Source organism: Pseudomonas sp. LBUM1653 (genome assembly GCF_059716115.1).
Genome location: NZ_CP166803.1, coordinates 3,162,491 through 3,175,352, shown reverse-complemented (window position 1 = coordinate 3,175,352; position 12,862 = coordinate 3,162,491). Strand labels below are relative to the sequence as shown.

At 57.4% G+C, this 12,862-nt stretch carries 9 protein-coding genes; 6 read left to right on the top strand and 3 right to left on the bottom strand.

Translation table 11 applies throughout. From position 1 onward, the window contains the following. Positions 1 to 1,288: 1,288 nt before the first annotated feature. From ACA054_RS14285 to ACA054_RS14275, 3 genes are all read right to left on the bottom strand, one after another. Positions 1,289 to 3,094 carry a sulfatase family protein gene (locus tag ACA054_RS14285; RefSeq protein WP_497689968.1) on the bottom strand — a complete coding sequence of 602 codons (1,806 nt, stop codon included), beginning with the start codon at positions 3,092 to 3,094 and terminating at the stop codon, positions 1,289 to 1,291. 84 nt (positions 3,095 to 3,178) lie between these two features. Beyond that, positions 3,179 to 4,501: an OmpP1/FadL family transporter gene (locus ACA054_RS14280; protein WP_497689967.1), complete on the bottom strand. Its 1,323-nt coding sequence runs from the start codon at positions 4,499 to 4,501 to the stop codon at positions 3,179 to 3,181. 250 nt (positions 4,502 to 4,751) lie between these two features. Then, positions 4,752 to 5,969, bottom strand: a complete 1,218-nt coding sequence (locus tag ACA054_RS14275) for a DUF3422 domain-containing protein (protein WP_497689966.1) — start codon at positions 5,967 to 5,969, stop codon at positions 4,752 to 4,754. Positions 5,970 to 6,292: 323 nt separating this feature from the next. On the opposite strand from ACA054_RS14275, the gene ACA054_RS14270 reads away from it, so the two are divergent. The 6 genes from ACA054_RS14270 to ACA054_RS14245 all read left to right on the top strand — a co-directional run bounded on the left by ACA054_RS14270 (position 6,293) and on the right by ACA054_RS14245 (position 12,820). Further along, positions 6,293 to 6,676 (top strand): VOC family protein, encoded by a 384-nt coding sequence (locus tag ACA054_RS14270; RefSeq protein WP_497689965.1) that lies wholly within the window; start codon positions 6,293 to 6,295, stop codon positions 6,674 to 6,676. 193 nt (positions 6,677 to 6,869) lie between these two features. After that, positions 6,870 to 8,150, top strand: coding sequence for an OprD family outer membrane porin (locus ACA054_RS14265; RefSeq protein WP_497689964.1), 1,281 nt, complete (start codon positions 6,870 to 6,872; stop codon positions 8,148 to 8,150). Between the two features lie 37 nt (positions 8,151 to 8,187). After that, positions 8,188 to 9,495: a Xaa-Pro dipeptidase gene (locus ACA054_RS14260; RefSeq protein ID WP_497689963.1), complete on the top strand. Its 1,308-nt coding sequence runs from the start codon at positions 8,188 to 8,190 to the stop codon at positions 9,493 to 9,495. Positions 9,496 to 9,936: 441 nt separating this feature from the next. Further along, entirely contained in the window at positions 9,937 to 11,517 is a 1,581-nt protein-coding gene (locus ACA054_RS14255; protein WP_497689962.1) for a sensor domain-containing diguanylate cyclase, read from the top strand. A 143-nt stretch (positions 11,518 to 11,660) separates the two neighbouring features. Further along, the gene (locus ACA054_RS14250) at positions 11,661 to 12,104 is read left to right on the top strand and encodes a hypothetical protein (RefSeq protein WP_497689961.1); all 444 of its coding nucleotides are present in this window, start codon (positions 11,661 to 11,663) and stop codon (positions 12,102 to 12,104) included. Between the two features lie 131 nt (positions 12,105 to 12,235). Further along, positions 12,236 to 12,820: a hypothetical protein gene (locus ACA054_RS14245; RefSeq protein WP_497689960.1), complete on the top strand. Its 585-nt coding sequence runs from the start codon at positions 12,236 to 12,238 to the stop codon at positions 12,818 to 12,820. The last annotated feature ends 42 nt before the right edge of the window (positions 12,821 to 12,862 follow it).

Genomic DNA, 12,862 nt, shown 5'->3' with positions numbered 1-12,862 from the left:
CGAAGGCATTGCTCCGTGGGTCGCCGCGATGGGCCATCCATGGCCCAGCGCGGCTAAACCGGCGTCCTGCCGGTTTACCCACTGCGCAATGCCTGCGTTCGGCCATCGTGGTTAACGGGGCGCCCAAATCTAAAGCCAAAGCGAGGCGGCCTGACAGCCGACCTGACTTTTACGGCTGCACCTGCTCCCCTGTGGGAGCGAGCCTGCTCGCGATGGTCGTCAACGATAACGAGCCCTGTCTGGATGATCGCGTTGTCTAAACGTTCATCGCGAGCAGGCTCGCTCCCACAGTTGGATCGCGGACAGACCTGCAATCAGGTCGGCTTTAAGGCCGCCTCGCTCTGCTTTGGCTCTTGATTTTTCTTGCCCCCTCACGCCCTGAGCCCGTCCGTCAATCTGTGACTACCTCCATTGGCGCCTCTACCAATGTTGATCCATGCCGCGTCAAAGCCTGTGGGGATTGTTGTTTGAGTACATATCCATTTCTGCGGTAACGGCCGCTTATGGTTTCGCCCTTACGGCGACTCACTTTTCCAAACGCCGAAAAGTAAGCAAAAGGCTCTGCCCCACCACTCGGTGCCTCGCTAGGGCTCGGCATGCCCTCACTCCGGCATTGCTCCGTGGGTCGCCGCGATGGGCCATCCCTGGCCCAGCGCGGCTAAACCGGCGTCCTGCCGGTTTACCCACTGCGCAATGCCTGCGTTCGGCCATCGTGGTTAACGGGGTGCCCAAATCTAAAGCCAAAGCGAGGCGGCCTGACAGCCGACCTGACTTTTACGGCTGTACCTGCTCCCCTGTGGGAGCGAGCCTGCTCGCGATGGTCGTCAACGATAACGAGCCCTGTCTGGATGAACGCGTTGTCTGGAAGTCCATCGCGAGCAAGCTCGCTCCCACAGTTGGATCGCGTACGGAGCTGCAATCAGGTCGGCTGTCAGGCCGCCTCGCTTTGGCTGTTGCTTTTGATTTTCTTGCCACATCGAGAGGCCGAGTGGAGGTTCTGCGCAGTGGGTAAACCGGCATGGATGCCGGTTTACCCGCGCTTGGCCAAGGATGGCCCATCGCGGCGGGCCCACGGAGCAGGACCGGAGCGAGGGCATGCCGAGCATTAGCGAGGCACCGAACGCCAGGGGCAAGAGCCCTTGGTTACTTGGGGCTCTTCCAAGTGACTCGCTGTAAGAGCGAAACCCTAGGTGGCCGTTACCGCAGCAATGGATATGTACTCAGTCAACAAACAATAGGTCGGCTTACAGGCCGCCTTCGCTGCGATATCTACAGAGGATCGAAAACCTCAAGGCGCCATCGTCTGCGCTGTCACCTCCCAACCCGCATCGATGCCGCCAGGGAGCATCTGTCCACGGTCCTCGCCGACCTCGGTTTCGATCAGTCGATTGAGTTTCTCATTCATGGCCATGACAAGTTCGCGATTCTGCTTGTCACCCATCCCAAGGTTGTTCATCTCCAATGGATCGACTTGAAGGTCGTACACCTCTACGTCGTTGGACCGGTAAATATCTTCCAGGGTTTTCGGCTGGTTGTGCTCCTTGGGCGAGAAATAACGGGCGAACACGTAGCGCCCATCGTAGACCGAGCGCACTGCCCCCCGCTTCTTCATATCCGGGACAATGCCTGCACTCTTGAGCTGGTCCTGTTTGCCTCCCTGTCGGACGTAGTCCATGGCCTTGTTGAGAAAGTCTCCATCCATGTAGGCAAACATGTTGTAGTTGAACAGCGCGCCCTCCCTGACGGCATTGAACTCGGCCTTGTGCGGGGCAGCCAGCAAACCGGATAGATCCTTGCCAGGGAGTCCCTTGACGATGCTCGCCCGCTTGTCAGGCGCCGTGCCGGTCAGTCCGACAAGTGTCGGTGCGATATCAACGTGCGAAGACACGGCCCGACACTCCCCGCCGCCCGCATAGGCTGGGTGGACGATGAGCAGTGGAACGTTATTTTGTTCTCGGTACGCCACCGCGCCTTTGGCGTGGAGCTGATGGGCGCCATCCATATCGCCGTGGTCAGCGGTGAGGACAATGATCGTCCGCTCGCTCAGCCCCGAAGCGTCAAGTTCAGCAAGTAGCGCAGCGATATTGCGGTCGACGTCGCGCAGGCAATTCAAGTAGTAGTTGTGCCGCCGACGCCAGCGCGCCTCTTCGCTCGGAATGGAACCTACAAGGGCGTCATGGGAGCGCAGAAAATCGCGGTGCGCGGGTGGACGACCGGGTGCGTCAAGTGGCTGTACATGATTGGGTGGAAGCTTGAAGTCCCACTGCTGGTCATACAGTGGATCGACCGGATCGCGCGCCACGTGCATGATGCCGCGCTTGGCCTGGGTCACCGTGCCCGGGCCATCGGTATCGTAGTACATCACATCATGGGGGTTCACCAGGTTGACCGCGAGGAACCAGGGTTTGCCTTGTGCTGCCAATTCGCGTCCCTTGCCGCGCAGCCAGCTACTGCCCATGGCGGTGATGATGCCGTCGTGGAGGTATCCGCCCTGGGTGTGGGCGATGATGTCGCCGATGCCGAAGTAGTCGGAGAAGCCGTAGGCCTCCATTTCCTTGGTGAAAATCCTGGTCGGCGTGTCGATCTGGTTGGCTGTCTCGAACTCCTTGGTCAGATGCCATTTGCCTTTGTACGCGGTGTAGTAACCCGCCCCACGCAACATGTCCCCGAGGGTCGGGATCTCGGTCGACATGCTTTCGATCCATGGGAAGTTGGTGTTATCGAACATCCTCGTATGCTGGATGTGTTGGCCGGTGTAGAGCACCGAACGCGATGGCGTGCATACACAGGAACCGATGCGGTGGTTGACGAAGGTGGTGCCCTGTTTCATCAACCGTTCATGCGCGGGCAAGCTGTAGCCAGCGGGTAATTCACCCGGACGAAAAAATCGCTCTTGATCAGTCAGGATGAACAGGATGTTATAAGGACCAGGCGCTCGCGCCTTGTCGCTGACAGCTTGGGTGGGAGCGCTCAAGGTGGAAGCCTCGCTGCTTCCAGCAGGACTCACGCCAAGGCCCACCGCCACTGCCCCTATACCTGTGATGCGCAGCACGTCGCGCCGAGTGAGGACGTTTGCGGTCTGATCGCGTGCCATAGTCGTGGTCTCCGTGATTCGAGAACCCGCAGTTGCGTGTCAAAAACGACTATTGAGCGGGTTCGTGTTCAATCAGCCGTCGACTCAGAAGCGCCAGACCACACCCCCTCCCAGCATATGCAAGGCTGCGTTCGAATATTCTCCAGAGACCGAGCCCCCGGTGTTCTTGGTCTGTTGGTCCGGCATATCGCCCAGCCAGACCAACGTATAGGCAAAGTGCAGGTCGGTGTCGGCGTCCAGGGCATAGTTAACGCCGGTTGCCAGGCGCCAGTTCTCGCCCATCGGGTTATCAACGGTGCGGTCTTCATCATCGACGGCAGAGGAGTCGTAGCCGACCCCGACGCTCCAGCGCCATTGCTTGTTGATCTGGTTCTGCGCCCCAAGCGACAGGTGCCAGGTATCCTTGTACTGCCTGTCGGCGGTCGTGGAGACGGTGCCCAGTGCATCGGTGTCTACCTCCACCCCGATCTTGCCGAACTCGCTCCAGTCCTGCCAGCCTATGCTGCTCAGTAATGTCCATTGCGGATCGAGCTGGTAGGACATGCTGGCAAGCACCGTTTGCGGCACAGTCATATCCAGGCTCAAGCCTTGCGCATCGAGCCGGTTCAATCCCAGATTCAGCACTGGATTGGAAACATTCTTGAGCTCGGCCCGGTCTTCGAATTCGAGTTTGATCTTGCTCGTATAGGCCAGGCCCAGCCTGGTCCGCTCATTGAAGTTATAGAGCAGTCCGATATTGAAGCCGGCGCCCCAGTCGGTGTCCTTGTAGCGCAATTGCCCATCGGCAGTATTGAATTGACCCAGGACATTGTTGTTGATGCCCACCTCGGTGCGAAAGTAGGTGTACATCAAGCGTGGGCCGAAGCCGATGGAAAGGTCATCGCTGATCTTGTAGGCATAGGTCGGCTGGAACGACACGCCAATAATGGCTGATTCCTGGGTGAAATAACGCCCGGCCCAATCATCGTCGTAATCCACTGCCAGGCCAAAATTGCCATACATGCCAAAGCCGATACTGGCCTTGTCATTGACTTCATGACTGATGAAAAAGCTGCTGCCCGGCAAATAGGGCAAGGGGTTGCCGCCATTACCGCCGTCAAAAGTGTTGTCGCCATCGCGGGAAAAGCTGATGCCACCCACTATGAACTGGGCGTTGGCATTGATCTGTGTGCCTTTGAGTTGGCTGATCCCGGCCGGGTTGCTCATCAACACGCTGGGGTCGGTAGCCAGGACCGCCGCCCCCGCATTGGCCAAGCTGCTGCCCTCGTGGCCTGCCTCATACAGAAAAATTCCGCCAGCCCAGGCTTGGCCAGTGACGCCCAGCAGGCTCGCCACGCCCATCACACCGAGTACCGATGAAAGCCTGGCGCCGTGTAATGGTGGGGTGCGAATACGTGGAACCGTCATTGTCAGCTCCCTTCAAAAAACCGCAGTGCAGTAATGATGGAAATAACGGCGAGGCGGCGAACGGCGTCCAGATGGGTATGCACTCCATCGCACCAGGCATGCCCGAGCACAACAATCGGCAAGTTAACATTAGCAGCGAATACCGTTGTCGGCTAAGTCTCTCTGACTCTCTGCCGCCAAGGGTGTGCTTTCTTGCGTCAGAGCTGAGCGTGAGGACGAATCCCAGGGAGTGAGCAATGATTTCGTCGTCTCAATGCTCTTTGACTTTCTTGATACGAAGCACGATCAACGCAAGAATGCCGACCGCGAGGGGCGCCATGGCCAACATGGCCTCGCGCGGGGTCAGCGCCACGCCGAGCAGGTGCAGCCCCGAGTAACCCAGCTTGAGCAGACTGAGCAGGTAGTAGCTAATGGCAATGATCGACAGGCCTTCCACTGCGCGCTGGATCTTGATCTGAGCATCGGCGCGGGCGTTCAGGCTCTTGAGAATTTCCGAGTTCTGCTCTTCCATTTCTACCTGGACCCGTGCCTGCAACAGGTCGCCCAGGTTGGCCACGCTTTCGGCCAGATGCTCCAGTCGCTGCTCGGTTGCAGTGCAGTACCTGACGGTGGGTTTGAAGCGGCGTTCGATAAACACGCCAAGGCGCTGGCAATCACCTACGTGACTTTCTCGCAATTCACCCAGGCGCTCGTACACCAATTGCGCATAGGCCTGGGTGGCACTGAAGCGGTGGCGGGTTTTCGCGGTACTGCTGACCACCTGGGCAGACAGGTTGGAGATATCCGCCAGCAGGGCTTTTGCATGACTGCCGGCGGGGTCGGCGTTGCGTTCGGAGAGGGTGACCAGGGTCTTGTCAAAAACATCGAGCTGCGCGCTTAACTCTTTGGCCATGGTCAAGGATAACGAGGCCATCATCCGGTAGGTCTCGATTTCCAGAAGGCGGCGTATCATCCGACCCTGGCGGTACGCATTCAGGCGCCGGTTGACGAACAAGATGTGGTTGTTGCCATCTTCGCTGATACGAAAATCGCTCCAGACCACTGCATCGCCACCCCCCACGCAGGAACCGCACGGGTCCTTGAAACCGTAGCGGGAGAGATCCAGTTGCGCTTCACCACGCACTACGATCTGCACCGAATTGATCAGCGTCGGCAAATGCGCCTGGATTTTGCGCGCCAGTACTTCGGGCAGCGCCGTCCAGGACAACTCATCGCAGGAGGAAGTGACCACCAGGGTCAGGGTGAAAAACTCGGCATGGCGCTCCCATTTCAGCGCGTGGCCATCGAGCTGGGTAATGCCCTGGGCGGCATTCAGATCGAGGGAGGCAAGGCAGCAGTCTCGAAGAAATGTATTGCACACCTGTTCGCTGCCGAGGAAGGCCAGGTGAAACACATGGGCCGGCTCATCGAAATACAGTGACGGGCGCGCGTGCAGTTCGTTGTGCAGGCTTTGTCGTAACGGATGCATGTTGTGGGGGCCATGTTGGAGTTGTTTTTGGCGCTTGCGATTGATGCCCCACCCGAAAAACCGGTCCGCGTCGGTTTGAGCTGCAGACGCGAGGTTTTTCAGGGCATTGTCGATTGCCGTTTCAGGTAGGACAGGTTGACGAACTCGCGAGTCACGCCAGATCAATGGAGGCATTTGGCGGCCGATGTTTTCTATGCGCTCCCCGCATGGAATTAATGCAGATACATCACTGTAATTCCCGCCGATCGGCGCACATTCTTAGCCGTCGCAAAGGCGTAACTGCAACGCAAACTTACCTCCTGTCTACCCAAGAGAGCTAAAAAATGAGTGTCTTTACTCACGTTACAGTCGGCACCAATGACCTGGACAAAGCCCGCGGTTTCTACGACAACGTACTGGGCAAACTTGGCCATAAACGTATCGCCGATCTCGCAGACAATGGTTCTATCTGGGGCGAGGATGCACCCTCCTTCTTCGTTCTAAAACCGGCTGACGGCGCACCCGCCAGCGTCGGCAATGGTGTAACCGTCAGTTTCCAGGCCCCGACGCGCGCCGCAATCGACGCCTTTCATGCCGCTGCATTGGCCGCTGGCGGTACCTGTGAAGGTCTCCCTGGCCCACGTGGCTGGGCACCGAATGCCTACGCCGCGTATGCCCGTGATCTCGACGGCAACAAACTGGCTGCCTATTGCTTCAACCCGGTTTGAGTCGTTCCGAGGCCAGCCTTGCTCGGGCCGGCCTCATCCGTCCATTTTTCCAATCCATCGCCGCTCTCTTACTCAATTTATAAACAACACCCACTCAATATATTTCGGCACCGTTTGATGGCTGGAGTCCATTACCAACGAGCTGCACAGGCGTTCCCATAAAACAATAATAATCAAAGTCCAGAGGCCTCCGATGAAGAAGCGCCCACTGCTGGGTCTGTTTGTATTTTCGATGTCCGCTAGTTCTCTGCAAGCGCACGCTGACGAAACTGCAGAAGGTTTTATCGATGGCGGATCCGCCAAATTGCTCGCACGCAATATGTATTTCAATCGCAATTCATTGTCCAACTACCCTGATGCACGCGGGTGGGGTCAGGGCTTCCTGATGGACTATCAATCCGGTTTCACCCAAGGTGATATCGGATTCGGTGTCGATGCAAGTGCCTACACGGCCTACAAGCTGGATGGTGGGCGCGGCACGGCCGGCACGGGAATGTTCCCCGCTGAGGGTGACAGCGAAAGAACAGAGTCATCGACACTCAACTCCTCGATCAAGATGAAATGGTCGAATACGGTTATCAAGTATGGCGATCTACGCCCTTACAACCCGGTATTCGCAACGCCCGACTTAAGATTGATGCCGATGACCACTCGGGGTCTTCAACTTTTAAGTGATGACATCGACAAGGTCAGTATCGATATCGGCCATTTTTATTCCTCCCGTGGTTATACGAGCACAAACCACGACGGTGGGTTCATGGCCGGGTACGCCGGGGTGGACGCCGGCGACGTGGATTACGCCGGCTTTACCTATCAGCCAGTCGAACAAGGTGGCGTTGGCTTTTATGTGTCTCGCGCCGAGGAGCTATGGCGCCAGTTCTACGTCAATGCCAATTACACCCTGCCCTTGGCAACAGAACAAACATTGAGTTTCGACTTCAATCTCTATCGCTCACTTGATGAAGGACAGGCCCGAGCCGGCGCCATAAACGTAACTGCCTGGTCGTTGGCGACCGCTTACGGCGTCGGCTCACACACATTTACGTTGTCCCTTCAGAAAATACATGGCAGCGAACCGTTCGACTATTTGATGGCGTCCGATGGTACTTACATGGACTCCATCTATTTGGCCAACTCTTCGCAGTACGGGGACTTCAACGGCCCCGGTGAAAAGTCGATAGGCCTCGGTTATGGGTATGACTTTGGTAGCAACGGCTATCTGCGGACAACCCTCAGTCTTCGTTATGTCTACGGGTTCGATATCGATAATGAGCAAGTCGATCCGGATGGCCTGTACGCCTACTTCGCCCATTCGGACAAGCAAATCGAGCGAGATCTTGACCTGAAGACCGTTGTAGAAAGTGGCGCCTTGAAAGACCTGTCAGTACGCGTGCGCTATGCCGAGCATTCATTTACCGGCGACAGCGTGAAGCAACTCCGAGTGATCACCGAATACCCGTTCGATCTTTTTTGATGTGCATGTCCGAGCCCATATAAACAGGAAGATTCACATGAAAAACATTCCGGTCAAATGTATCGCCCTGGCTGTGACACTCGCCTCGATGGCGTTGTCCGCCCACGCAGAAACGCTGTATGTGCATGCCGGTCGTTTAGTGGATGTCGAAAAAGGTAAGGTGCTGACCGATCAACGCATCAAGATCGAAGATGAACGCATCGTGGCCGTGGAGCCGTGGAGTGCTCCACCGGTCGATAGCAAGGTTATCGATTGGTCAGCCAAGACCGTCCTCCCCGGCCTGATTGACATGCACACGCACATTGCCGATTGGGACATGACCAACAACGTGGCAGAGCCGCTCCTGCATTCACCTCAGGATGTCGCGCTGATGGGCGCCAAACACGCCTATCAGACATTGCGCGCAGGTTTCACAACCGTGCATGACCTTGGCACCTACCGCGCTTTCACCGATGTTGCACTGCGCGATGCGATCAATGCCAATCGGGTACTTGGGCCAAGAATGAACGTGGTGGGCGCGTACATCACCGTTGCTGGCGGTGGTGGTGAAGTGACGGGATTTGCGCCCGGCGTGGAGATCCCGGCGGATATGCGAGCTGGGGTTTATCGGGATGCCAACGATGCGAAATTGAAGACCCGTTACCTGTTCCAGCATGGCGTAGACACCATCAAGATGATGGGCACTGGCTCCGTGCTGGCCGAGGGGACTGAACCGGGCCAAATGGAAATGACCGAAGAAGAAATGCACGCAGTGGTACAGGAAGCCAAGGTCCACAAAAGTTATGCCACCGTGCATGCCCACGGTGCAGAAGGGATCAAGGCCGCTATCCGCGCAGGCGTCAGGTCTGTCGAACATGCTTCGCTGCTGGATGACGAAGGCATCAAGTTGGCGAAAGACAACGGCACTTACCTGGTGATGGATATCTATAACGGTGACTACATCGATGAAGTCGGCCGCAAGGAAAACTGGCCGGAAAGTTACTTGCGCAAGAACACCGAAACCACTGACGTACAGCGCCAGGCATTTCGCAAAGCGGTCAAGGCTGGGGTGAAGATTGCCTATGGCACCGACGCGGGGGTCTATCCGATCGGCACGAATGCCAAGCAATTCGCCTACATGGTGAAGTTCGGAATGACGCCGATGCAGGCGATCCAGTCCGCCACTGTGGTCGCCGCAGACTTGCTCAACTGGCAGCAGGATGTAGGTGCCGTCAGTGCGGGTCGCTTCGCCGACATGATCGCGGTCGACGGGGATCCGCTTGCTGATATTTCGATTCTTGAGACCCTCCCCGTGGTGATGAAAGGCGGCGCGATCGTGCCTCCTGATGTGCTGCCCGGTCTGTAATCGCAAAGCCCCCCTGTAGGAGCGAGCATGCTCGCGAAAAACCTGAGAGCACCGCGGGGTGTCAGGCTTCCCGCATCATCGTTGACCTCCATCGTCGGAACGCCGCCCGGAGCATGCTCGCTCCTACAGGGAAAGGGCGAAACCCTAAGTGGCCGTTACCGCAGCAATGGATATGTACTCCGTCGACCATATTTGCGAGCGGATTGCGGAACGCAAGTGCGAGCCAAGGTGTCATTTGTACTAGACACCCCGGTGTCGCAACCCCTTGAGATACAGAGGTGGACTTCATGAACAATATTATCTACATCGTTGGTGCCGTAGTGATCGTCCTGGTGATTCTGTCATTTGTCGGTCTTGTCTAGTCCAGGCTGCCCTTCGGCGAGCCTGGGCAGCTGAAGATGGCGAGCGGCATGTGCACATCGCTCGCAAAAGGAGATGTTGATGCCCGGACGCAAGCAGCCACCGCCCATGGTTGATGGCGACGTTGAACCTTTCTCTGCAAAAACCGTGCGAGCTGGAGCTATCTTCCGACTCACGGTGAGCTTCATGCTGGTGGTGATCCTGGCGTTTCTCGCGGTTGAGGGTTGGCGGACGTGGCGTGATTATCGGTCAGCCTTCGCCTCTGCCCGCGACTCCGTGACGAACCTGGCGCGAGCCACGGCGCAGCACGCCGATGATGCCATTCGGCAAGTGGATGTACTGACCGCCGCGCTCGGTGAACGGGTGGAAGGCGACGGATTGCAGAACATCAACGTCCCGCGCATTCACAAACTGTTGGTTCAGCAATCGAAAATCATGCCGCAGCTGCATGGCCTGTTCATCTACGGCCCCGACGGGCAATGGATCGTGACCGACAAGGAGGTCACGCCGGAGCCCGCCAACAACGCCGACCGCGATTACTTCCAGTATCACCGCACGCACGACGATAAAAACGTGCGCATCGGCGCGGTGGTCAAGAGCAGATCCACCAACGATCTGATCATCCCCATCTCCCGCCGCTTGAACAATCTGGATGGAACCTTCGCAGGCGTTCTCCTTGGGACGATCAAGGTCAGCTACTTCGTCGACTACTACGGCGACTTCAAGATCGATGACAAGGGCGCCCTGGTGCTGGCCATGCGCAACGGAACCATACTGGTACGGCGTCCCTTCATTGCATCCGTGGTGGGTAAAAGCCTGGCGGACAGCGAGATTTTCAAGCGCTATCTACCCAACGCCAGCCAAGGCGTCGCCGAAGTCAAAGCCATCGTGGACGACACCGAACGCCTGTACGGCTACCGGGCTTTGACCACCTACCCTCTGGTGGTGGAAGCCGGACTTTCCCGTGAATCCATCACCGCACCCTGGCGCCGTGATCTACTGAAAACAGGGTGGGTGCTGGTGGTTCTGATCGGGGTGCTCGCGGTGTTCGGCCTCATCGTCTTGAGTCAGTTGCGCCAGAGAATGGTGACGGAAAGAAAGTTGCGTCACGCACACCAGGCCATGCGCGACATGGCGTTGACCGACAGCCTGACCGGCCTGGGCAATCGTCGACGCCTGGATACTGCGCTGCTGGAGGAAATTCGCCTGGCTGCGCGTCAGGGATCCACGCTGTCACTGATCATGCTCGATGTCGATTACTTCAAACGTTACAACGACAGCTATGGGCACGCTGCCGGCGATGATTGCCTGGGCGCGGTAGGGGCAGCGATCCAGCGGGCGGTCAAACGACCAGGGGATCTGGCCGTCAGGTACGGTGGAGAGGAGTTTACAGTGCTGCTTCCCAACACTGATGGCCCGGGCGCAGCACAGGTCGCCGAAGAGATACTGCAAGCCATTCGATCACTGGACATCGAACATTGCACACATCCCTTGGGCAGGGTCACGGCCAGTGCGGGCATCACCACAAGCCGCCCGAGCTTCGAGGACGTGACGCCGGCCACCTTGATCAAAGCCGCTGACGCCCTGCTCTATGCAGCGAAACAACAAGGACGAAATCGCTGGTGCTGCGCCAACGAGACAAGTGAAAGTCATCCACTGTAAGCGCGAGCTTTCTCCTGCAAATCCTTTCTATCGAACTGGACGGACCTTGAGTGCCACCCAGTCTGCTACGCTTTTCATTCCCCGAATGGATTCGGGCAATCATTGCCAAAGGCTGTTTCGCTGGCCACTTGAGGGGATGGAATGTGAAAGGCCAATTCCTGGGGGTCGCTGCAACGATCGTCATCATCGGTACCGCTGTCTATGGATTGAACACCTGGAAAGACCTCCAGACTCAGCGCCAGGAAGCGGTATGTACGTTAGCGCGCCAGCACCTCAAGGATCTGGAAGTACAGGCGCGGGCCCTGGCCGCCGGGTTGTCGGTCGAGGCCTATGCCGAAGCCGAAAAGGCCGAGGCCGGCAAACTGGTTTCGGCGCTGGATACTGCAAAGAACGAAGCCGAGGTCGATGCCGTGATCGATCAGCACTCTGCTGCCATCGAAGCGCAGATCCATGCTGAAGATGCGGAGGTCAAGTCTCGGGGCGAACAAAAGTTCCTCGGTCAGGAACGCAAGGAACAGAAAATCACCACCGATATAAAACAGGAAATCCAACGTGCCGAGAAGGCCGTTGCCGATGACTGTGAATAGTCAGGCCAATTTATTTTTTTAAATGCGCATGCTTATCAAAGTGACTAACGCGTTCTAGACTCCACTACTGGCAGGTTCATTCAAGCTCCGCGTCCCTGACATAAAGCCAATAAAAACCAGGAAATCCAGCCTTGAAAACTTCAACTATCGGCGTTGTGGGGAGTCTGCTGGTCTCGGGCGCGTTTGCAGCCACAGGGATTGCTCCTGTCCTCGATCTGGATTTCACCAGAACAGCCATTGAAACCCTTAAAAAGCGCGGCATCGACGACGCGTGCATCGTCGCCGCCCCAAGCCCTGGAACGTTCACCTACTGCCGGGAAGGCTCTTCGACACTCTGGCAATACCAGACCCTGGACCTGGTGCAACAGGCCAGGCTGCTCAATGAAGGAACACGGACTTCGACGGATCATGGGCAAATCACTGTCGTGCAAGTCGATAGCGCTGCCTGCGATATAGAGCACCCGGCACCGGTGGCTGAACTGACAACCTTTGCAGCCCTGATCCTCAGCCTGGCGAGCCTGTTCCTGTTGATCGGTTTTCGCTACACCTATCTGGCAATCATGCGCGAACACTATCAACCGGTTGCGTATCCGGACCCCCGACTACAGCGCATGACCAGCCCCCTGTCAGCGCACCCCTCGACCATCAAGGCGCTGGGAGCCTTCGGGATCGCCGCAGCGTTGGCCCTGGTCTACTGCGGCTACCTCGGGTTCTGAACCAGGAACCCGCCAACTGCAGGCCGATCCCTGGATGAGGCG

Coding starts and splice junctions, on each gene's coding strand:
- ACA054_RS14255 (WP_497689962.1), top strand. CDS start 9,937: ATGCCCGGACGCAAGCAGCCACCGCCCATGGTTGATGGCGACGTTGAA.
- ACA054_RS14285 (WP_497689968.1), bottom strand. CDS start 3,094: ATGGCACGCGATCAGACCGCAAACGTCCTCACTCGGCGCGACGTGCTG.
- ACA054_RS14270 (WP_497689965.1), top strand. CDS start 6,293: ATGAGTGTCTTTACTCACGTTACAGTCGGCACCAATGACCTGGACAAA.
- ACA054_RS14260 (WP_497689963.1), top strand. CDS start 8,188: ATGAAAAACATTCCGGTCAAATGTATCGCCCTGGCTGTGACACTCGCC.
- ACA054_RS14280 (WP_497689967.1), bottom strand. CDS start 4,501: ATGACGGTTCCACGTATTCGCACCCCACCATTACACGGCGCCAGGCTT.
- ACA054_RS14265 (WP_497689964.1), top strand. CDS start 6,870: ATGAAGAAGCGCCCACTGCTGGGTCTGTTTGTATTTTCGATGTCCGCT.
- ACA054_RS14275 (WP_497689966.1), bottom strand. CDS start 5,969: ATGCATCCGTTACGACAAAGCCTGCACAACGAACTGCACGCGCGCCCG.